Here is a 21,272-nt window from a genome sequence, read left to right as displayed (position 1 = left end):
TTATGCGGAAACTCTGGAGAGCGTTGCGAAAACCAAGTGCTCGTTGGTCAATGCTAACGTTAATCGTTGTCGGGATTGCAGTGGGTGTTGCGTTAATCGTTGTTCCCCATGTTGGGATGAAAGTGACTAGCACCACCGAGTTTTGTGTCAGTTGCCATAGCATGGAACCCGTTTACGAAGAATATAAGCAATCTGTACATTTCCAAAATGCATCTGGCGTACGCGCAGAATGCCATGACTGCCATATTCCCTCCGACCTTCCAGGCATGATTAAACGGAAACTCGAAGCAAGCAATGATATTTATCAAACATTTATTGCTCACTCGATAGATACCCCAGAAAAATTTGAAGCCAAACGTGCCGAACTTGCGGAACGCGAGTGGGCCCGCATGAAAGAAAATAATTCTGCTACTTGCCGCTCTTGCCATGATTATGACTCAATGGATCACGCTAAACAAAATCCAGAAGCAGCTCGCCAGATGCAAATCGCTGCGAAAGAGAATCAATCCTGCATTGACTGCCACAAAGGAATTGCCCACCAATTACCTGATATGAGCAGCGGTTTTCGTAAACAATTCGATGAGCTGCGCGCTAAGGCAAATAGTGATTCAGATATTCTGTATTCACTTGATATTAAACCTATTTATGCAAATAAAGGGGATAAAGACCCTGCTGGCTCGTTACTTCCTGCCTCAGAGGTGAAAGTCCTAAAACGTGATGGCGATTGGCTACAAGTTGAAATCACAGGGTGGACAGAAACCGATGGTCGCCAACGAGTTCTATCTGAATTCCCCGGCAAGCGAATTTTCGTAGCTTCGATACGTGGTGATGTTCAAGAAAATGTGAAAAATTTAGAAAGCACCGTCGTCGCTGCAACAGATACGTCATGGAGCAAACTGCAAGCGACTGCATGGATGCAGCAAGGTGATATGGTCAATGATATCAAACCGATATGGGCTTATGCAGACTCTTTATATAACGGTTCTTGTAATCAATGCCATGGCGCGCCAGATATTGCTCACTTTGATGCTAACGGTTGGATAGGCACATTAAACGGTATGATTGGCTTTACCAGTTTAGATAAGCGAGAAGAGCGTACCTTATTGAAATACTTACAAATGAATGCATCTGATACCGCAGGATCTTCACACGGTGATAACGGAGTACAGAATGAAAAATAATCCAACTTTTCAAGCTTCTCGTCGACACTTTTTGTTCCAGCTTGGCGGGCTCACTGTTGCGGGTATGTTAGGCCCTTCCCTATTAACACCACGTAAGGCTAACGCTGCAACAGCTGGAGAACAAACTGCGGTGGTACAAGAAGGCATTCTAACTGGGTCACACTGGGGCGCAATTCGCGCTACCGTAGTTGATGGCCGTTTTATCGAAGCAAAACCCTTTGAACACGATAAATTTCCATCAAAAATGATTGCAGGATTGCCTGACCATGTGCATGGCACTGCCCGTATCCGTTACCCAATGGTGCGTGTTGATTGGCTACGTAAACGTCATTTAAGTGACACCTCACAACGAGGTGATAACCGCTTCGTACGTGTTTCTTGGGATGAGGCCCTTGATTTGTTCTATCAAGAATTAGAACGTATTCAAACAACTTATGGACCAAGTGGATTACTTACTGCAAATGGCTGGCAATCGACAGGGATGCTCCACAATGCATCAGGTATGTTAGCCCGCGCCATTGCGCTGCACGGTAATAGTGTCAGTACTGGCGGAGACTACTCAACGGGTGCTGCACAAGTGATTTTACCTCGAGTTGTCGGGTCAATGGAGGTTTATGAACAACAAACCTCTTGGCCGCTAGTCCTTAAAAATAGTAAAACCATCGTATTATGGGGCTCTGACCTGATTAAAAACCAACAAGCTAACTGGTGGTGTCCTGATCATGACGTTTATGAATATTATGAACAACTGAAAGAAAAAGCCGCTAATGGCGAGATAAAAGTCATCAGTATCGATCCAATAATCACCTCAACTCATGATTACCTTGGGCGTACCAATGTTCAGCATATTGCGATTAACCCGCAAGCGGATGTCCCACTGCAATTAGCCATCGCCCACACACTTTACAGTGAAGACTTACATGATAAAACTTTCTTAAAAGAATATTGTGTTGGTTTCGAGCAATTTGTTCCCTACTTAATGGGAAAAACAGATGGACAACCCAAAGATGCACAATGGGCGGCTGAAATCTGTGGCATTGATGCCGACACAATCCGCGCTTTAGCCCGCCAAATGGCAGCAGATAGAACCCAAATCATCGCAGGTTGGTGTGTTCAACGTATGCAACATGGTGAACAATGGTCTTGGATGATTGTCGTTTTGGCTGCGATGTTAGGTCAGATTGGCTTACCGGGTGGAGGATTTGGTTTCGGTTGGCACTATAATGGAGCAGGAACCCCAAGCCGCCAGGGAATTATTTTAAGTGGTTTTTCCGGCTCAACCAAAGTGCCACCTATTCATGATAACAATGACTACAAAGGCTACAGCAGCACCATTCCTATTGCTCGTTTTATTGATGCTATTTTAGAACCCGGAAAAACAATCAACTGGAACGGTAAAGCAGTTAAATTACCTCCACTAAAAATGTGTGTATTTGCCGGAACCAACCCATTCCACCGCCACCAACAAATTAACCGTATTATTGAAGGTTGGCGCAAACTAGAAACGGTTGTCTCTATTGATAATCAATGGACATCCACCTGTCGTTTTGCCGATATCGTATTACCGGCAACCACACAATTTGAACGTAATGACCTTGACCAATACGGCAATCACTCAAACCGTGGCATTATTGCGATGAAACAACTCGTTGAACCGCAGTTTGAGTCACGTAATGACTTCGATATCTTACGTGACCTCTGCCGCCGTTTTGGTCGTGAAGAAGCCTTTACTGAAGGTTTGGACGAAATGGGCTGGCTAAAACGCATTTGGCAAGAAGGCAGCCAACAAGGAAAAGGCCGTGGTATTCATTTACCCTCCTTCGATACGTTCTGGGAAAAAGAAGGCTATGTGGAATTTGAACATCCACAAATGTTTGTTCGTCATCAAGCATTTAGGGAAGATCCCGACTTAGAACCTTTAGGGACACCGAGTGGTTTAATTGAAATTTACTCAAAAACTATTGCTGATATGCAATATGATGATTGCCAAGGTCACCCAATGTGGTTCGAAAAAGCAGAACGCTCTCATGGTGGTCCAGGTTCAAAAAAATGGCCACTACATTTGCAATCCGCACATCCCGATTTTCGTTTACACTCACAATTGTGCGAGTCCCCTGTATTACGTCAATATTATTCTGTGAGTGGCAAAGAGCCGGTCTTTATTAGCCCTCAAGATGCGAAAGCTAGAGGCATACAAAATGGTGATATTGTTCGTGTTTTCAACGACCGCGGGCAAGTGTTAGCAGGAGCCGTAGTTTCTGACTTATATACAGAAGGCGTTGCTCGTATCCATGAAGGAGCTTGGTATGACCCGACTAAGGGTGGAGAAATCAATTCCCTGTGCAAATACGGAAACCCAAACGTATTAACGCTTGATATTGGAACCTCTCAATTAGCGCAGGCCACCAGCGCACATACAACCTTAGTGGAGATAGAAAAATACACAGGACAAGTGGATAATGTCAATGCATTCGATGGGCCAATTGAAATGGTTGCTCAATGTGAATATGTTCCTGCATCACAGGTGAACAAATGACAAAACAAATCACTTTGTCGCCAGAACAAATAGCATGTGTTTATGCATGGCTAGCACAATTGTTCTCACGTGAATTAGATAATGCAACGTTAGCACAGATTCAATCTAGCGAAATGATGGATTGGTTTACGACTATCGAGCAGGAACCTGTTTTAACTTCGCTAATTCAAGAGGTTAAAACAAAAATCAAAGCGCTAATGATGCGAAATGATGCTCAGCTCGAATTAGCCGCAGATTTTTGTAGTTTATTCTTAATGTCAGATAAACAATCAGCCTTACCTTACGCCTCAGTTTATCCAAACAGTGAACATGGTAATGAACAGATTAAGTACCTATTAGCCGAGGCAGGAATGGAAACCAGTGAGGCATTTAACGAGCCTTCTGACCATATTTCAATTTTTTTGGAGCTATTAAGTCACTTACATTTTTCATTAAATGAAGCCCATTTGGACCAAGAAAAAGTGAAACAGTTACGCCTAAAAACTTTATCACTTTTACTGCAATGGCTACCGGTATTTAGCCAAAATTGCCAACGATATGATGAGTTTGGTTTTTATGCCGCTTTGAGTCAACTGTCGTTAGCGCTAGTTCAATGGGATAAGCAAACCTAGTAGATGCCATTTAAATAATTATATATTATTCAGCTATTATTAAATAAAGGGATATTGATAAATAATATCCCTTTTAAATCTGAGTCATAACACCTGAGTTACTGTAAAGAAATAAGTTTTTCACGGCTCAGCCCAGTGCTTTTCATTATGATCTCAATACTAACTCCTTGTTCCAAAAGATTCCGCGCCGTTGTTATATTTGCCTCTTCTTTGCCTTTTTGAAATCCTTCCTGCAGCCCTTCTTGCCGTCCTTCTTGTCGTCCTTTATCTTGCAATCGTTGCGCAATATTCATGATTGTCTCCTTATGCTTTTCTGTTTGTTCCCCTAAAACTTGAATAACTTGTTCAAAATTATGCGAGTCTAAGGCAATAAACAAATAATTGAGGATAGTTATGATGTCGTTGTCACTATGCAAAAAAATCCTTGGTTTTATTAAGAGGGTGTCAGACCGGGTTGTACCACGCTATAAATTTGTTTTTTCAATTCCCCTTGCTTAGCCAACTGGTAAACATGTGAAGCAACATCCGCGCGCATCACTAACCCATGAACTTCAACCTCTTGTTGAAGAACTGCTTTTCCCGTTGGTTCACCATGTAATAACCCACCAGGGCGAATAATCACATAATCTAACGAGCTAGTTTGTAGCCATGATTCCGCAAGGGATTTTTCTCTCACTGCCTGACCAAACGCAGCGCGTGACCGAGCAGATAAATAAGGCCATGAATCTCCACAGCCTAATGACGTAACTAACACCATGCGAGATATACCCGCTTGCTCGGCACAATCAATCACCGTACGGTGAGCTAAATAATCTTGCGTACCTCCCATGGTTGAAATAACTGTGGCATTTGTTCCTGCGGCATGGCATGCAGCTTTAACCACCTCGCTATCACAAGCATCGCCGATGAAAACTTGCACCCCTACAGCCTCTAACGCTGCTGCAGATTGCCTATTACGTACAACTGCGATGACAGGATGTTTCTCTGCTATTGCCAACTGAGCAATCTGATGGCCAACACCTTTTCCACCAGCGCCAAAAATTAACCATGGTGCCATTACTTTATCCCTTAGCATTTTGAGTAAATATTAATCTAATAGTGATCGGTAAAAGCTAAATTACCACACCATTAATGATAATGCGCCTTATTTTCATTTACTATTTTAATTTATTTAGCCCGCCATTGACTAGCGCCGATGATGAAACAGTAAACAACACTAACTTTAATGTTTTTTATGTAACTCTTTTAATCAAACACATTAAAATGTGACTAGTTTAACTTTTTTATTAAAAAATAATTATCATAAAAATTGATAAACCAACAAATTAATTACAAAAATAAATCGTAATATCAACAACTAACAATAAACTAAATACCACTATCCCATTGATACCCATAATTATTTTAATGTTAATGCGAAGAATTATCATTTGCATTTATATTATTATTTGATTTAATAACTCTCGTCATATATATGCGAAATAATAATTTCTTAATCAATAGTATCGTTAATATCTTTAATAAAAATGGAGTATTTCGATGAAAAAGTTAAATATTATCGCTCTAGCACTCGCAACCTGCACAATGACTTTTGGTGCTTCTGCAGCAATCGGTTCTGGCCAAAGCCAACCTTTCGATCCCAATGAACCTTCCATTCGTGTTGGAGCGACAGAAGGAACCGGTGGTGGACATGGTGGTGCTGCGGGTGATCCTGGTATTGGTGTGCAATCTGTTTACGGTGGAAAAATCATTTCATTCTCTGGGTTAACAAAAATGGCGCCAAAACAACCAGGGAATGAAGCACATGTGATCTCTATGCCTAATAGCTCTGGTTCACATGACAAAATGGGCGTATTTAACTTTGCAAAAGTAGCAGATGCAGAAGTCTATTTCGGCGAATGGTCATCGACCGGACAAGCTAGTGACACAACACACACGGCTTACTACTCTGGTAAAGATGTCACCACCAATATGCCAACAGCGGGCACTGCGGAATACTCTGTTAAAGGGATAAGCCAATATAATGGAGGTGCCCTAGCCGCAGGTACTCTGACAGCCAACTTTGGAACTAAATCCTTAGCAGGGAATATTGGTGCAACCAATATTAATGCCACCATAAATAACAATGCCACTTTCGCCGGAGCGGCCACTCTTAATGGTGAATCAGGCTCAACAAATGGGCACTTCTTTGGCGACCAAGCTAAACATATTGCAGGGGTAACTGAATTTAGCGACCACAGCAAAGACATGGCCTTTGGTGGAAGCCGTGGGAATATCTCCCAGTAATCCGTAAATTAACCTCAGTGGCCAACTATAAAACGTGACAGGTAGTTGGCCACAGCCTTTTATTACCGAAGCTAATCCTATGCGATATCTGCTATTACCCCCTGCCATTATGATGCTTATGGTTGCGTTCTCTGCATTTCCAGCTAGCTTGGATACTGACCGAGAACAGCTGTTATGGCAAAAAGATAAACAAAATTATCGTGATAAAAGTGCAGTTGTCCCCAATAAAGACCAATTGCTACTCCCTGATGACCTATCAATAAAACTAAATGGGGAAAACTATACCCTAAAAAATAACGCTCAAGACTTAGGACAGGCAATTTATCTGGCAATCAACCATCGGCAATTTCAAGACGTACAACGCTTATTGCCTCGCTACCAGCAACTAACTGATGCGGACCCATTGCTTATTTTATTTGCAAAAGCAGAAACCGCTAAAGCACAAAACCATTACCCTGAAGCAATTGCCCACTACCAACAAATACTGGCACTGTCACCAAAGTTTCTTCGCATTAAGTTGGAACTTGCACGAGCTTATTTTGAAGATAATCAAAATAAGGAGTCTTTGGCTTTATTCCAAAATTTAATCAACGATGAAACACTCGCATTACCTGCCAGTGTAAAGCAAACCATTCAACAATTTATTAGTGCCATCGAAAACCGTACTGCTTGGACAGGAAGCCTCTCTTTTGGCTATAAATACAACAGTAATATCAACCAAGTTCCTGATAAAAATAAAGTTTGGGAAACTCCGGGTGGAACCTGGAAAATGGCTAACCCTAAGTCATCGCCAGGGCTCACCTATGACGCAAGCCTAAGTAAAATTATTCCTATCTCGAGCAACCATTCCTTACAAATTAAGGGCACATCTTATGGCGACCGCTATCCTCACTATGCCGAGTTCAGTGAAAATACCTCTTCTTTGGCAACTTTATATCGTTTTAATGATGCAAATACGACTATCGCTTTTGGCCCATTAATTGAATTAAAAACGGTTAATGAAAAGCGCCGCTATTTAGGTATGGGCGGTAAAATTGAAGCTGACTACCAATTTACACCTCGGGTTATCCTCAGTACCTCCGCTGACTATCAACAACTTCATTACCAAAAACCGTATGACAGTGCTGATGGCAATCGAAGTAGCCTACATCTAACGGGTGTCTATGGTATTACCCCAGATACTTCCCTCTTTTTAGGGGCTGATGCGACTCGTCTCACGACTGAAGTTCGTAGTGATGATTATGACCAGCTAGGCATCCGAGGCGGCTTGTATACCGTACTCACGCCCGATATTCATTTACTGGCACTCGCAACTTATCGAGAAAGCCAATTCAAGGCCTTCAACCAAATGTTGAATGTAAAACGCCATGATAAAGAAGCCATGTATTTTGCGCGACTCAGTTTTCCAAATTATTCATTGCTCACATTCACGCCTTATACCAGTTACCGCTTTCGTGACAATCGCAGTTCCGCGGATGGAATTTACTCCTACCACCAGCACGAAATTTCTATTGGGTTAGAAACCCGCTTTTAAGCGTTATGGCACAGAGAAAACACTATGTATAAATACAAATTAACACCTATTACTACTGCAATTATTACTGCTCTTTTGATTCCAATAACCGCTTTAGGGGAAAAAGAAGAACACCTCGGCACCATTACCGTTCAAGATTCAGCAAAAACCATCAAAGAACGAGATCAACAAGGTTACGATGACCAATATGATGCCAAAGGTTCTAAAATTTATTTAGGAAAAGACCTTGTTGAACGTTATAAAGGCACCAGTACTGCAGATGTGCTAAATAGTGCAGTTGGTGTCTATAGCGGTGATGCGAGAAACAGTGGTGCGTTAGACCCAAATATTCGAGGGATCCAAGGGCAAGAGCGTGTTCCTGTCACGGTTGACGGCACAGAACAATCACTCACCGTTTATCGGGGTTATAATGGCGCAAATAACCGTAACTATGTGGACCCAAACCTCATTAGTAGCATTGAGATTGAAAAAAGTGGTTCTCTCGCTGGCGATATAAAAACCTCTGTCGGTGGAGGGATAGCCATCAGAACCATAGGGATAGATGATGTTGTTGCACCGGATGAAAAGTTTGGTGTCAGCTTAAAATTGGAAACCAGCAGTAATTCAACTCGTGAACGTATTCCCCACTATGGTTATGGCGAAGATTACCGAGATCACCCTGAGATTTATAAAAATAAGAACTCTGTCCTTTCCGACCCCGTTGTTAACATCACACCGAAATCCCGTGGAAATGCTCAATTTTTCAATTTTAAAGATAACGGAGGAAGGATCGCGGTTGGGACCCGACAAGAAAAATTTGATTTAATGGCCGCCTATGCTTATCGCCGGCAAGGTAACTACTTTGCAGGGAAAAATGGCGCTCACCGTTATAAAGAATCTGTTCAATTAAATGAACAACAAACAATACAGCAACAACTTGGCCCAGACCCTTATTTACCTTTTGCTGCGAATGTATTTCGCCCCGGAAAAGAAGTGACTAATACCTCTAATGAGCTGGAATCCTATTTAGTCAAAACCAATTTATATCTCACTGAAAACCAAACATTACACCTTGGCTTTCGCCGGAGTGAAAGTACCTATGGTGAAATTATGCCTTCACGTTTAGGATTTGCTGAGCTGGAAGGAAAACAAGTATTACCACAATGGCCATTAGCTCACTTTACGGTCAATGCCTATAATGCGGAATACAAATGGAAACCTGAAGATAATCAATGGATTGACCTAAATGCAAATGTGTGGATGACGCATTCGGTAGGAGATACCAACACCTCTGGTGGTTACCCACGAGAGCCTAAAGAACGTGATTGGGGGTTTGAATATGGTTATGGTGATGGAAGAGATCCTAACATTGATGGAACTTTAATTAATACCGCAGCAACCAATTCTGAAAATGACCGTATTGGATTTAATTTACGCAATACCATGGCGCTCACGCCCGATCTTGATTTAACCATTCGCGGCTCAATGCTCAAAGAAAAATTAGACTCTAACGACGTACCACCATCGCAGACGGCTAGCCCGTTTATTGCCCTTCCACGTAAAGGACATCGGCAAGAAACCAGTATTGCCTTTAACTTTAACTATCGTCCAACGAGTTGGCTGGAATTGGATGCTGGTGCAAAATATATTGATGGCTGGACAGAGGATGATTACTTAAAAGAGCAAATGCGCAATCGAACCAAAGGTTTTCAAAACCCTGATGAGCGACTTGCAAAGCAGATCAATTACAACCGAATTTTAACTCAAGAAGAATATAATAAGGCTGTTGCCAATGGTTACCAACCCTTCAATGGTGCCTATCAAAATAAACAAATCTTACTCAAAACAATAGGACTTGATGATACGAACTATACCGTTTTCATCACCAAGAGAAAAAACTCTCAGCACCCAGAAGAAAATGGCGTTTTAGACGTTAATTTCCGCACTGAATGGAAATCAGATAACGATGGGCGCTATACCACCAAAACGAACCCTTTCCATAACGGAACTTTTGACTCTCAAGCTCGCGCAGTCGACCCAGTAACCGGTAAAGAAGTTTATGTGTATGGTTCAAGTTACTCACACCCATCAGATGACATCAAACGTGAACTTACTGAAGAAGAAAAATGGAAATTCTCAGGCAAGCAAAAAAGCCATGGCTGGGCCCCCGCTTTTGGTGCCAATATTTGGTTGTCTGATAACGACCGTGTTTATGCACGTTACATTGAAACAGTACGCTTACCGAGTATCTTCGAAAGTAGCATTGGATTTGCAGGCGAAAGTGAAGCTCGTAAAGAGAGGATGGCATTTAAACCCGAACGTGCAAAAACCTTTGAATTTGGTTATTCACGTAATTTACAGGGTTTCCTCGGAGCAGAACGCCATGCCGATGTTAAAATAGGCTATTACCATACGGTCATCGAAAATGCATTTGACCGCGATGGGCGTCTTAATTTCGTTCAAGTAAAAGAACATAAAACCGCAGGGATTGAAGCCTTAGCTCGCTACGATAATGGTGGGGTATTTATGGATATTGGTGTTGATTACCGCCTCAAAAATGAGGTTTGTGATGACTCCGCGCCCGCTAATTTAGACCCAACTAACCGTTATAATCTCTCCCAATGTACAACAGCAGGTTTCCCCGGTGGCTTTTTACGCACACAGTTACAGCCTAAATATGCGATTAACTCCAACCTAGGCATGCGCTTTATGGATGAAGATCTCGAAGTGGGAACACGTTTACGTTATACCAGTAGTGTACAAAATAAAGATGAACGCAAACTGATGCAACAGTTCCCGGGAAGTTATTCGATGGCGAACAACAGCCCAATGCACTGGACACCCACCTTTACAGCGGATGCCTATGCAAGTTACCAAATTGACAAAAATATTAATGTCGAATTCTTAGTAACCAACTTAACTGATCGTTATTATATCGACCCACTGACACGTAGTATGATGCCAGCCCCGGGCCGCACACTACGCTTAGGATTAAATGCGCAATTTTAGATAAATACTGCCGATTTACCGCTCTATAAATATCCGCTGCTAACTTTTAGTTGGAGTGGATATTTATCACTTTAGTATCAGAAAAATAACCGCATAATAGTTTCATCAAATTCATCTTGCTCAACAACAGAAAAGCCAAATTGTTCAAAAAAAGGTTTCATGATGTCATTACCTTCGACATAGCAAATTGATACGGACTTATATTTGCCCAAATTTTTAATTTCCTCGAGAACTAGCGGAATAGCCCTAGAACCAAAACCTTTTCTTTGATGTTTTATATCAATCATCAATTGATCAATAAACACCTCTTCAGGCCTACCATTTTCATGGTTTGAATAATATTGAACAAAGCCAACAGGCTCATCATCAACATAGATACCTCGATTAATATAATAATCAAAAAATTTTGAGGCTGCGATTGACTCTGAGTTAAGAGCGACAAAGTCTTCCTGCTCTTTGGTTATTTCGAGACATATGATATCCACCCAATTGTCTTTGGTGATATCTTTTAGGGTAATGGCCATAAACACCTTACTTTAGATTTACCGATTACAATACCGTTGTGATAAAAGGATGACTCACCATAAATTAACAATAAATACTTTTTTGTTCGCGCCATTCGTGCCTTTGTATTTTTTGAGATGCTATAAACAAATAGCAGTTGATATGTTACGGATAACATTAATATCAGCATTTAGACTAAAATAAAATTTCGACTCATTTATTGCTTTCTAATTAATGAATATTCAGAATTGCGATCCAAGTCAAATATCACTGCCAAATACAATATTATTGTAATTTATAAAATTTTTTTGAAAGAAAAACAAAAAAACGCACTGGTTTATTAAACTAATAATTAAATTTAAATCAGATTAAAGTAGAACTTAAAACCCAAAAATACAACAACAAAACCCAGTGAATCCTCAATTTTCACCATTATGCAAACTCAACAAAAATAAAACCTTTTCATATAAAAATACATAAAACCTGAACAACCTCACATTTATTAGGTATTTGATAACTCTTCGCATTAATGCATCTGAAAATAAAAATCACTTATGAAACAACATGTTAAAAATTTAATAAATTTTTGTATCGCACTGAAAAATAAAAATATTTTTAATATTGAAATGCGAAAAACAATTCAAAGACTCCATTTTTATTAATTATTTTAATTTATTGATTTTAACCATGCCTTTTCGGCATGGTTAAGAGACTTTCGGAATATTGTCAGGAAAATAGTTTCATGGATAGTATGAATACGAAAATGATGCATTTTTATTATAAATATATACGAATAACTCTTAAAAACATTTCCAATGAAAGGTAACACTATGGGTATATTAAAAGATAGTAAGTTGCTTTTGGTTAGCTTACTTATCATTCTTCTTTCGGAAGCTATAGGGCAAATTAAAATCAGTTTAGTCATGGTTTTTCCAATGCTTTATTCCATGTTGATGGGTGGTATTATCAGTTTTCCAAAATTCAAAATTCTCAGCGAAAAAAACATGGCACACGCTAGCTCTATAATGAGTGTCGCGTTAGTTATCTTAATTGCAAAATTAAGCACCTCCGTTGGTGCATCTTGGGAAAAAATTATTCAAGCCGGTGGCGCATTAATCTTGCAAGAAATCGGTCACTTTATCGGTACCATTTTACTTGGCTTACCACTTGCTATCATGTTAGGCATGGGCCGTGAAGCAGTTGGTGCGACCTACTCTATCGGTCGTGAACCTAATATTGCCATTATCGAAGCCAAATATGGTTTAAGTTCACCAGAAGGCCGCGGTGTTATGGCAATGTATATTTGCGGAACATTGTACGGAGCCGTTTGGATGGGCATCATCGCCAGTGTTATCGCTGGACTCGATATTATGAGCCCTCTCGCTTTAGCAATGGGAGCCGGAGTCGGAAGTGGCTCGATGCTAGCTGCGTCAGTCGCACCATTATTGGAGCTTTATCCTGAACACGCTGCGGATATTCAAGCATTTTCATCCTCCGCAAACTTGATGTCTTCAGTATTAGGTCTGTACATCTATATTTTCTTCTCCTTACCGTTTGCCTCTTTCTTATACAACAAGTTGAAAAGAAAACGTGCAACAGCATCAGCAGATACAGAATAAGGATATAAGATCATGAAAAAGATGGCAGAAATTGCAATAATCATCGTGTTAGTCATCATCTTCACTTCACTGGGTGATGCACTCGGCGGTTCAATTTATGGCCGCGGTAGCTTTGGCACAGTCTTTAGTGACTCACTTATCGCCATGGCATTATTAGGGGGGATGTCATTTGTGGCATACTTAATTGCACAAATCCCACCATTAGGTAAGTTACCTGTAATTTTCTGGGTATCTTTAATTGCTGCCGGTTTGTGTTCACCGTTATTCCCTTACGATAAAGAAATGATCGCAATGACAGGTAAAATATCACTTGCTGTTATTAGTACGACGGTACTTGCATTTGCCGGTCTTTCACTCGGTAAAGATATTGATAAATTTAAAGCTATTTCATGGCGTATCATCCCAGTTTCACTGGCGGTCTTTACGGGAACATTCTTATTCGCTGCACTTATTGGTCAAGTGACACTTTCATGGAGCGGCGTTATCTAACAAGAGGAAATATTTACCATGACAATGACCAAAGACCAATTGAAAGCCATCGTCTGCGAGACAATTGCATCCCATAAAGGGGATATAAAGAAATTAGCAGATGATATTTGGGCAGAGCCTGAGCTAGGCTACAAAGAAATCAAAACAGCAAAAAAAGTGGAAGCTGCATTTTCTGCGCTAGGCGTTAATTACCGAAACCAACTCGCATTAACAGGTGTTAAGGCGCGCCTAAAAGGTGGAAAAGGGAGTAAACATAGTATTGCTGTTATTGGTGAGCTCGATGCGATTATTTGTGCAGAACACCCAGAAGCCGATGATTTAACGGGTGCAGCCCATTGCTGCGGGCACAATGCTCAAATCGCTAATATGATGGCTGTGACTATTGGTCTGGTTAAGTCAGGTGCTATGCAATACCTCGCGGGAGACGTCGTTCCTTTCGCCGTTCCCGCTGAGGAGTATGTTGAACTGGCTTATCGTAATAAACTGATTGAACAAGGAAAAATTAGTTATATCGGCGGTAAGCCAGAGCTGATATCCCTTGGTGAATTTGATGATATCGATATGGCGATGCAAATTCATTTAACCAGTGTCAAACCAGAACGTGATACCGGTTTTATTGAAATATCGACCACCACCAATGGGTTTATTGGCAAGTTGATTAATTACAAAGGGAAAGCATCTCATGCTGCGGCAGCTCCTCACTTAGGTATCAATGCCCTCAATGCCGCAATGATGGGGATTATGGGAGTGAATGCAATCCGCGAGACCTTCCAAGAAAAAGATTATATTCGTTTTCATCCAATCATCACGCAAGGCGGTGATTTGGTCAATGTCACCCCAAGTGATGTCCGTATGGAAAGTTATGTCCGAGCGTCAAATGTCCCTGCAATGATTGATGCGAATGAGCGTATTACTCGCGCATTGGTTGCTGGTGCAATGTCTGTCGGTGCAGAGGTAGAAGTCAAAGATTTACCGGGTTACCTCCCACTGTATAACAACGATACGTTGAACCATTTGTTGCAGCAAAATGCCCATGACTTGATTGGTGAAGAAAATGTTTGGGTTGCTGGGCACATGACGGGAAGCACGGATACAGGTGACTTATCACATATCATGCCAGTGAGTCACCCATGGATTGGCGCAATTCGTGGTGGTTTGCATGGTAAAGATTACGTTGTTTTTGATGATGATATGGCCTATATCCGCCCAGCTCAAATGATGGCAATGGCAATTATTGACCTGTTATTTGATGATGCATCCCAAGCTGATGAGATGTTAGCTGATTACACCCCATTAATGAGCAAAGAGGAATACCTCTCATTTATCGGCTCTTTTAAGAACTAATTATTAAAATATTCCCCTTATTGCTATGTTAATTATAATAAGGGGAATATGATTTTTTTAGCTTTTATCCCACCTTTAAAATTTTTTCTTCGCATTAATTTAATTTCTTTTTACATTCGCCATCTCATTTAAAACAATTTCTAAAATCATGCCACTCACCGCCCTACTTTAAATAAAAAATTTAACTTAAACCCTATTCAGGCTCGCTTTAAAATATAAATATCCTTAATATTAAAATTGAAAAATAAAATCATAACTAATTGATATAAAAGGATTTTAATTGAGATTATAATTTTTTATTATTATTTTCATAAATTACCATCCTTATTATTCATGAGCCATGCAATACTGATATGATATAAACACGATCTCCGTCACGCTCACTTTTTTAATATCCACGCTAAAATTGACCCTATAAATTGATAGATAAAAAATAACGAGTAGAAGTAGAAATCACCCTATTTCTGAATCTAGTTTTTAAAATACACATAAATTAAATGAGCGTGCTGTTCATTATTCCATGCTCACACCAGGGGCCCTTTAACAGCATTAAAAACGCTTTTTGTATACGGGATAAAACGCAATGACCAATAAATACAATATCAGTGAAAAGCTCTTTGCTTTAGAAACATTTAGCAAAAAAACACGTCAGGATTTACATAAAATCCCTGAATTGTCTGGGCAGGAATTCAAAACCTCACAATATTGCTGTGAATTGATGGAAAGCTTTGGATATAACATTCGTTTATTCGAAGGCTACACAGGTTTTACCGCTGAATTGATTGTCGACCCAACAAAGCGCTTGATTGCCTATCGTACTGATATCGATGGCCTTGAAATGCCTGATTTAACGTGCAATGAGCACAGTTCTGTCCATGAAGGTTGCGCTCATAACTGTGGACATGATACCCACATGACCATCGCCTTAACGGCAGCAAAGTACCTCAGTGAAAACCGTTCTGAGCTCACCCATAACGTCCGCTTTATCTTCCAAATGGCAGAAGAAGATATGCGTGTGCCAGGTGCTAACAAAATGGTAGAAATGGGGTGTATGGAAGGAGTAGACGAAGTTTACGGCCTACACAATGATGCTGCATTTGAAACGGGTTATATTAAATTCAATTCTGGGGTTATGTCCTCATACGGCTCAGCGTGGACACTAGATGTCCACGGTGTTTCTGCTCACGGCTCAACCCCTCATAAAGGGTTAGATGCTATCCGCGAAGCAACGCGTATCATTGATTATATGGACTACATTGTTGCCAAAAAAACTGACCCTTTCAGCCCTGCCGTATTTGGTTGCGGCATGATTAACGGCGGAACCATCCCAAATGCGCTGGCGGATCATGTGCAAGCACGCGGAACGATCCGTTCAATGGATGAAGAAACGGACAAAATATTAAAAACCAGCTTCCATGAAATTGTGGCTCGTAGTGAAGCCGGTGGGTTTAAAACAACACTGGAAGCCAGCGGATATCCTGCCGTTGTCAACCACCCACAAGCAGCCAAAGTGATTTATGATGCCGCTGCCGCCTTCTTACCGATTGAGCAGATTGATTCAAATGGTAAGCCAATGACTGGCAGTGAAGACTTCAGTTATATGATCAATGCCACTAAAGATAAACTCGGTGCCATGTACTTCTTAGGAAGTGGTAATCAAGCAAAAGGGATTAATAATTACTTACATGCTAACCCTTATTTTGTTGATGACGATTGTTTACTGATTGGCGCTCAAATTTTTATTAATATTGCCACTCGTTAGAATAAATATAATACACACAGTAATACTAAAGCCGAGTAAATTGAAGTGACCCCCAATAGTTGGACAATCAATTACTCGGCTTTTTTCTTAGTCATTCACTTATAAGTTACAATTCTGGCAATTCTCGGTATAACTGATCACGCTCGCTTTGTTCTGTCGGTACCCATTGATTCGGCTGATGAATATAATTCAAATCAAGGTGAGGTGCGTAATGAGAGATAAAATCATACATATAATCTTTTAAATGCATGTGCCGGTTAATACATACATGTGTATAACTTGGCTTTACTAAGTGGCTGATATCAATACAACGTAATGCTTCGCTATCTTCCTCTGGGTCAAAAGCCACGGTTGAAATAATACCGACCCCAGCACCCCGTTTTACATAGTATTTAATTATTTCAGTATCTACGGCAGTTAAAACAACATTTGGCGTTAATTTATGTTGATAAAAGACTTGGTCGAGCTTTGAATGCCCTGTAAAACCAAAAACATAAGTAATTAGCGGGTAGCCTGCAAGGTCTTCAATCTTAAGCTGTTCACATTGAGCCAATGGGTGGTCATGTGGAACAATAATACTGCGAGACCATTGGTAACAAGGCATCACCAATAAATCATCATAAAGGTGCATAGACTCGGTCGCAATGGCAAAGTCCACATCGCCATTGTTTACCATCTCTGCAATCTGAGCGGGCGCACCTTGATGGAAATGCAAAGAAATATTGGGATAGCGTGCGTTAAAACGCTCAATCACTTGAGGCAATTTATAGCGGATCTGTGTGTGAGTTGTTGCAATATGCAGGTTTTGTTTTATCGTCGAGTCTTCATGAGACACGATACTTTTAATTTTATCGAACTGCGCAAGAATATCACACGCAACATGATGAACTTTTTCGCCAATCGGACTCAGCGATAATAAGTTATTATTTTTTCGATTGAATAATGAAACGTTTAACTCATCTTCCAATATTTTAAGTTGTTTACTGACAGTTGGCTGAGAGGTATACAATTTTTCAGCCGCATTGGTGATATTAAAATCACTCCTCACTACTTCAACAAAGCTTTTAAGCTGACTAATGTTCATTACTGGGGTATCCAATGTAAAATGGATTAAAAATAAGATTTAAAAAGTATAGCTGTAGCACAATATTTTTGTGCGATTATTATACCATAAGCAACCAGCCAGCTAGAAGCATCCTTTTAGCATTGCTGAGTTAGCATTTACATTTTTCACAAGATCCCCAAATAATACCGTTTCTATTCGTCCCCAAAAAACATAATACTGCTATAACCATAGCAATATATGTAAACTAAACATACTTTTTTATAAAACAGACAGATATTATAAATAAGCATAGGAGCTTATTTGTTGCCATCTTTTTTGATGTTTTCATCAAGTATAAACAGATTATGTCTACATATGTTGATTTTTAATAGCTCCTCTCTCAAGAAGCTATTAAATTTAATATTCAACTTATAATGGGTAGCCAAGATCAGTTTCATGCCCCAAAAAGTAATTTAAGTCACATTCCAGTATATTTGCAAATATACATAAACGATAAATAGTGAAATTCTGTGTTCCTCTTTCATAGCGTGAAATTTGTTGTTGGCTCAAGCCTGATTTTTTCCCCAATGTACTCGCAGACCAACCTAAAAGAAGGCGGCGTTTGCGAACCTGCTGCCCAATAAAACTATTAGAAATTTCAGTGTTATATACGCTCATACGTACTGTCCTAATTATAACGACACTATTATTTTTAGTGTTGTAGCCTTAAAGTTTAACGCCCTGATATGCTATAAAAAAGCGTATTCGAGATTTACAACTTCCAATAAACTTATATTTCTCAAATAAAAAATAATCATAAACTCATATAATAAAAGTTATTAAACCATTATTATTAGATTAATTAACACACTATTATTTTTCTATATTAAAATTAACGATAATTAACGCTAAACTCTGCATTTACATTCACTTTACCGTTAGTGATATCACTCGTCTTAATTAATGCACCATTATATGTTAATAATTGTTCACTACTTGATGAATTAAAACGCCATGTCACTACTTTACCTGAAGGGTTCTGAACATCCCCATTTGTTGATTTAATACGCAGTGCGATTCCTTTTGCTGAATCTTGGCTCGTAGAATCTAATGCAAAATAATCCGCATTAAAACTATCTGGGGTACCACTCATCGAAACATCAGCAACTGCGGTTGATTCACAATTTTGTAGTTTAATCGTAAATGGTTTCTCGGCTACAACACTTCCTGAAGGGTAACTCACCGGCACATTGACCCTTTTAAAATCAACAGTTTGATCTTTTGATCCGGTATCAACCTCGCATCCCATCAATTTTATTTTGCCTTTAATCTGAACAGAAGCATCCAAAGCCAGTGCCCCTGATGAAACGAAGCTTATACCTGCGACTAAAACAGTTCCCCTGAATAAACGGCTTATGTTCATCCTCTCTCTCCCATATTAAATAGCTATTATTTATTGATACCCAATACTGATATCAATACTCGCTTGTGCGAGACCACCGTCAACATTCCCTGTTTTATACAAAGTGGCTTCATATTCTAATGGCTGTGCCGTCGATGACCACTCAACAACTGTACCATCGGGTTTTTGCTTTTTATTCTTGTCTCCTTTTACGTTCACACCATAAACCAACCCTTGCGCACTGCCAGTGCCACTATTAATGGCAAAGTATTCAGGAAAGCCAGTATCAGCCTTACCAGACATACTCACAGAAACTTTATTAATTGTTCCCACGCAACTAGATAATTTTAATGAAAATGGTTGAGTGACCAAGCCAGAAAGACCAGTTCCACTTTTCGTCGTTGTTACTGTTTTAAAATCGATTTCTTGATTCTTACCACTATTTCCAAATTCAACATCACACCCTGTAACAATTGCATTTCCAGTAAAATTTAACGATAAATCACTAGCTGATGAAAATAGAGGGCATAGCGAAAAAACTATGCCAAAAATATAACAATACCTATACGAATATAATTTCATAATCAGTCAAAATAATAATCGCAAATCAAAATTAACGAATAAAGATGCTAGTTCTTGAATTAATCATTGCCTTATAATATGCATATAAATTATTGAATCACTTCTATAGTAAAAGTAGATAAATTAAATTTTCATGTCGTTTTAAGAGAATAAAACGACAATGCCATCAGTTATTTTAAATATCTATAACACCATTCAATCTATTAATATTTTATTTATATGCTACGCTAACTTCGGCAACTGAACGAACATCCCCCCCGGTTATCGTATCTAACGTTTTAACTAGTTCAGCACGATAAGGTAAAGTCACGCTAGCCCCTGAAAGACTTCCCCAAACAACCGTATCACCGACTGGCTTCTGGACTTTTTCTCCACCAGTTGTTTTCGCAATAATTTTAACACCAACGCCTTTGGACATATTTGCACCTTTATCAATCGCAAACAGTTCTCCACCGGCGAAATCCGTATCAGCAGTACCTTTCATTGAAACATCAATGCCCTTCAAATCTGCACAATTTTGAAATTGCAGATTAAAATCTTTTTTAGCTATTGAGCTCCCTTTGACCGCATTTTTAACTACGGTAACATCTGAAAAGTCAACTAATTGGTCTTTACCTGTGCCTGTTGAAATATCACAACCCGCCAATTTTATTGTTGCTTTCAATGTTAATGTTGCATCAGCCGCTTGTGCGCCTGAAATTAAAGCGATACCTGCCATAGCGCTTATTAGCGTTAATACAAAAGTTTTTTTCATTTATATAACCTTTGGTTCTATATTATTAGAAGTAATATTTTTAAATAGAAAATTAATACTAATTATATTTCACAGTAACATTCACAAGCCCTGTAATTGCTCCCGCAGTTACTGCACCGGTTTTATATAATGTGGCTTTAAAAGGAATATTATTTGTTGCTGCTGTTTTTACCCACAAAACCTCTTTTCCTGGTGATTGAACAGTTTTTGCTGTATCTGTTCCCTTAATACCAACCGCTAAGCCACCAGCTTTCCCCGCACCTTCATCGATAGAATAGTAATCAGCAAATCCCGTCACAGCTTTGGTTGTATCCATCACTAAGCTGATATTCTTAAGGTTCACGCAATTGGTAAAATCTAACGAAAAGTCCACATCTTTTAAGGCCGAAGACCCTGTCCCACTGGCTGCCGCTTTCGCCAAATCCACAGTACCGAAAGCAATTGCTTTTGTTTTACTACTAGCTGAAATATCGCACCCTGTTACTGTTACATTACCACTAAAGTTCAACGTAATATCCGCTGCATGTGCTGCACCGCTAACTGCAATCAATAATGATAAAACACCCGCTTTTTTCATTGTTGACCATGGGAAATTACGACTATTTTCCATTGCCTTACTCATAATAATTATCTCC

The 21,272-nt window shown here is 39.7% G+C and carries 19 protein-coding genes; 10 read left to right on the top strand and 9 right to left on the bottom strand.

Annotated features, from left to right (window positions below; translation table 11 throughout):
• Positions 1-2 precede the first annotated feature (2 nt).
• The 3 genes from torC to torD are packed head-to-tail and all read left to right on the top strand — an operon-like array spanning position 3 to position 4,328.
• Positions 3-1,181 carry a pentaheme c-type cytochrome TorC gene (gene torC / locus PSE83_RS08800; protein ID WP_036958495.1) on the top strand — a complete coding sequence of 393 codons (1,179 nt, stop codon included), beginning with the start codon at positions 3-5 and terminating at the stop codon, positions 1,179-1,181.
• The gene (torA, locus tag PSE83_RS08795) at positions 1,171-3,717 is read left to right on the top strand and encodes a trimethylamine-N-oxide reductase TorA (protein WP_004262365.1); all 2,547 of its coding nucleotides are present in this window, start codon (positions 1,171-1,173) and stop codon (positions 3,715-3,717) included. Before torC ends, torA begins: the two co-directional genes overlap by 11 nt.
• The gene (gene torD, locus PSE83_RS08790; RefSeq protein ID WP_004262368.1) at positions 3,714-4,328 is read left to right on the top strand and encodes a molecular chaperone TorD; all 615 of its coding nucleotides are present in this window, start codon (positions 3,714-3,716) and stop codon (positions 4,326-4,328) included. Before torA ends, torD begins: the two co-directional genes overlap by 4 nt.
• Before the next feature lie 98 nt (positions 4,329-4,426).
• On the opposite strand, the gene PSE83_RS08785 is transcribed toward torD, so the two are convergent.
• Positions 4,427-4,621 (bottom strand): hypothetical protein, encoded by a 195-nt coding sequence (locus tag PSE83_RS08785; protein ID WP_228676962.1) that lies wholly within the window; start codon positions 4,619-4,621, stop codon positions 4,427-4,429.
• Positions 4,622-4,761: 140 nt separating this feature from the next.
• Positions 4,762-5,385, bottom strand: coding sequence for an SDR family oxidoreductase (locus PSE83_RS08780; protein ID WP_036958498.1), 624 nt, complete (start codon positions 5,383-5,385; stop codon positions 4,762-4,764).
• Positions 5,386-5,867: 482 nt separating this feature from the next.
• On the opposite strand from PSE83_RS08780, the gene PSE83_RS08775 reads away from it, so the two are divergent.
• The 3 genes from PSE83_RS08775 (at position 5,868) to PSE83_RS08765 (ending at position 11,136) form a co-directional block, all read left to right on the top strand.
• Positions 5,868-6,614, top strand: a complete 747-nt coding sequence (locus PSE83_RS08775; RefSeq protein ID WP_094961304.1) for a Slam-dependent surface lipoprotein — start codon at positions 5,868-5,870, stop codon at positions 6,612-6,614.
• A gap of 79 nt (positions 6,615-6,693) precedes the next feature.
• Positions 6,694-8,148, top strand: a complete 1,455-nt coding sequence (locus PSE83_RS08770) for a porin family protein (RefSeq protein WP_272660815.1) — start codon at positions 6,694-6,696, stop codon at positions 8,146-8,148.
• Between the two features lie 24 nt (positions 8,149-8,172).
• Positions 8,173-11,136 carry a TonB-dependent receptor plug domain-containing protein gene (locus PSE83_RS08765; RefSeq protein ID WP_272660814.1) on the top strand — a complete coding sequence of 988 codons (2,964 nt, stop codon included), beginning with the start codon at positions 8,173-8,175 and terminating at the stop codon, positions 11,134-11,136.
• A gap of 77 nt (positions 11,137-11,213) precedes the next feature.
• On the opposite strand, the gene PSE83_RS08760 is transcribed toward PSE83_RS08765, so the two are convergent.
• A complete protein-coding gene (locus PSE83_RS08760; protein WP_004262388.1) occupies positions 11,214-11,660 on the bottom strand; it encodes a GNAT family N-acetyltransferase in 447 nt (148 codons plus the stop codon).
• 810 nt (positions 11,661-12,470) lie between these two features.
• On the opposite strand from PSE83_RS08760, the gene PSE83_RS08755 reads away from it, so the two are divergent.
• The 4 genes from PSE83_RS08755 to PSE83_RS08740 all read left to right on the top strand — a co-directional run bounded on the left by PSE83_RS08755 (position 12,471) and on the right by PSE83_RS08740 (position 16,854).
• Positions 12,471-13,259 carry a DUF3100 domain-containing protein gene (locus PSE83_RS08755; RefSeq protein WP_036958500.1) on the top strand — a complete coding sequence of 263 codons (789 nt, stop codon included), beginning with the start codon at positions 12,471-12,473 and terminating at the stop codon, positions 13,257-13,259.
• Between the two features lie 12 nt (positions 13,260-13,271).
• On the top strand, positions 13,272-13,748 hold the full coding sequence (locus PSE83_RS08750) for a hypothetical protein (RefSeq protein WP_094961301.1): 477 nt from the start codon (positions 13,272-13,274) through the stop codon (positions 13,746-13,748).
• Between the two features lie 18 nt (positions 13,749-13,766).
• Positions 13,767-15,092, top strand: a complete 1,326-nt coding sequence (locus PSE83_RS08745; protein WP_196724654.1) for an amidohydrolase — start codon at positions 13,767-13,769, stop codon at positions 15,090-15,092.
• Positions 15,093-15,675: 583 nt separating this feature from the next.
• Positions 15,676-16,854, top strand: coding sequence for a M20 metallopeptidase family protein (locus tag PSE83_RS08740; protein WP_272660813.1), 1,179 nt, complete (start codon positions 15,676-15,678; stop codon positions 16,852-16,854).
• Between the two features lie 106 nt (positions 16,855-16,960).
• Here the strand turns inward: PSE83_RS08740 and PSE83_RS08735 are convergent, their stop codons facing one another.
• The 6 genes from PSE83_RS08735 to PSE83_RS08710 all read right to left on the bottom strand — a co-directional run bounded on the left by PSE83_RS08735 (position 16,961) and on the right by PSE83_RS08710 (position 21,259).
• Positions 16,961-17,938, bottom strand: a complete 978-nt coding sequence (locus PSE83_RS08735) for a LysR substrate-binding domain-containing protein (protein WP_196731629.1) — start codon at positions 17,936-17,938, stop codon at positions 16,961-16,963.
• 390 nt (positions 17,939-18,328) lie between these two features.
• Entirely contained in the window at positions 18,329-18,577 is a 249-nt protein-coding gene (locus tag PSE83_RS08730) for a helix-turn-helix domain-containing protein (RefSeq protein ID WP_004262407.1), read from the bottom strand.
• A gap of 214 nt (positions 18,578-18,791) precedes the next feature.
• Complete coding sequence (locus PSE83_RS08725; RefSeq protein ID WP_004262411.1) at positions 18,792-19,322, bottom strand: fimbrial protein; 531 nt, start codon at positions 19,320-19,322, stop codon at positions 18,792-18,794.
• Between the two features lie 30 nt (positions 19,323-19,352).
• The gene (locus tag PSE83_RS08720; RefSeq protein WP_094961298.1) at positions 19,353-19,883 is read right to left on the bottom strand and encodes a fimbrial protein; all 531 of its coding nucleotides are present in this window, start codon (positions 19,881-19,883) and stop codon (positions 19,353-19,355) included.
• Between the two features lie 211 nt (positions 19,884-20,094).
• Positions 20,095-20,637, bottom strand: coding sequence for a fimbrial protein (locus tag PSE83_RS08715; RefSeq protein WP_004262414.1), 543 nt, complete (start codon positions 20,635-20,637; stop codon positions 20,095-20,097).
• Positions 20,638-20,695: 58 nt separating this feature from the next.
• Positions 20,696-21,259, bottom strand: coding sequence for a fimbrial protein (locus PSE83_RS08710; RefSeq protein WP_164564853.1), 564 nt, complete (start codon positions 21,257-21,259; stop codon positions 20,696-20,698).
• Between the last annotated feature and the right edge of the window lie 13 nt (positions 21,260-21,272).

The organism is Providencia sp. PROV150, assembly GCF_028481025.1.
Taxonomy (GTDB): Bacteria; Pseudomonadota; Gammaproteobacteria; order Enterobacterales; family Enterobacteriaceae; genus Providencia; species Providencia hangzhouensis.
The sequence above is the reverse complement of the archived record's forward strand: the minus strand, read 5'-3'. Positions and strand labels throughout refer to the sequence as shown.

Excerpts from the sequence above, each read along its gene's own strand:
- torC (WP_036958495.1), top strand. The coding sequence starts at position 3 with ATGCGGAAACTCTGGAGAGCGTTGCGAAAACCAAGTGCTCGTTGGTCA.
- torA (WP_004262365.1), top strand. The coding sequence starts at position 1,171 with ATGAAAAATAATCCAACTTTTCAAGCTTCTCGTCGACACTTTTTGTTC.
- torD (WP_004262368.1), top strand. The coding sequence starts at position 3,714 with ATGACAAAACAAATCACTTTGTCGCCAGAACAAATAGCATGTGTTTAT.
- PSE83_RS08785 (WP_228676962.1), bottom strand. The coding sequence starts at position 4,621 with ATGAATATTGCGCAACGATTGCAAGATAAAGGACGACAAGAAGGACGG.
- PSE83_RS08780 (WP_036958498.1), bottom strand. The coding sequence starts at position 5,385 with ATGGCACCATGGTTAATTTTTGGCGCTGGTGGAAAAGGTGTTGGCCAT.
- PSE83_RS08775 (WP_094961304.1), top strand. The coding sequence starts at position 5,868 with ATGAAAAAGTTAAATATTATCGCTCTAGCACTCGCAACCTGCACAATG.
- PSE83_RS08770 (WP_272660815.1), top strand. The coding sequence starts at position 6,694 with ATGCGATATCTGCTATTACCCCCTGCCATTATGATGCTTATGGTTGCG.
- PSE83_RS08765 (WP_272660814.1), top strand. The coding sequence starts at position 8,173 with ATGTATAAATACAAATTAACACCTATTACTACTGCAATTATTACTGCT.
- PSE83_RS08760 (WP_004262388.1), bottom strand. The coding sequence starts at position 11,660 with ATGGCCATTACCCTAAAAGATATCACCAAAGACAATTGGGTGGATATC.
- PSE83_RS08755 (WP_036958500.1), top strand. The coding sequence starts at position 12,471 with ATGGGTATATTAAAAGATAGTAAGTTGCTTTTGGTTAGCTTACTTATC.
- PSE83_RS08750 (WP_094961301.1), top strand. The coding sequence starts at position 13,272 with ATGAAAAAGATGGCAGAAATTGCAATAATCATCGTGTTAGTCATCATC.
- PSE83_RS08745 (WP_196724654.1), top strand. The coding sequence starts at position 13,767 with ATGACAATGACCAAAGACCAATTGAAAGCCATCGTCTGCGAGACAATT.
- PSE83_RS08740 (WP_272660813.1), top strand. The coding sequence starts at position 15,676 with ATGACCAATAAATACAATATCAGTGAAAAGCTCTTTGCTTTAGAAACA.
- PSE83_RS08735 (WP_196731629.1), bottom strand. The coding sequence starts at position 17,938 with ATGAACATTAGTCAGCTTAAAAGCTTTGTTGAAGTAGTGAGGAGTGAT.
- PSE83_RS08730 (WP_004262407.1), bottom strand. The coding sequence starts at position 18,577 with ATGAGCGTATATAACACTGAAATTTCTAATAGTTTTATTGGGCAGCAG.
- PSE83_RS08725 (WP_004262411.1), bottom strand. The coding sequence starts at position 19,322 with ATGAACATAAGCCGTTTATTCAGGGGAACTGTTTTAGTCGCAGGTATA.
- PSE83_RS08720 (WP_094961298.1), bottom strand. The coding sequence starts at position 19,883 with ATGAAATTATATTCGTATAGGTATTGTTATATTTTTGGCATAGTTTTT.
- PSE83_RS08715 (WP_004262414.1), bottom strand. The coding sequence starts at position 20,637 with ATGAAAAAAACTTTTGTATTAACGCTAATAAGCGCTATGGCAGGTATC.
- PSE83_RS08710 (WP_164564853.1), bottom strand. The coding sequence starts at position 21,259 with ATGAGTAAGGCAATGGAAAATAGTCGTAATTTCCCATGGTCAACAATG.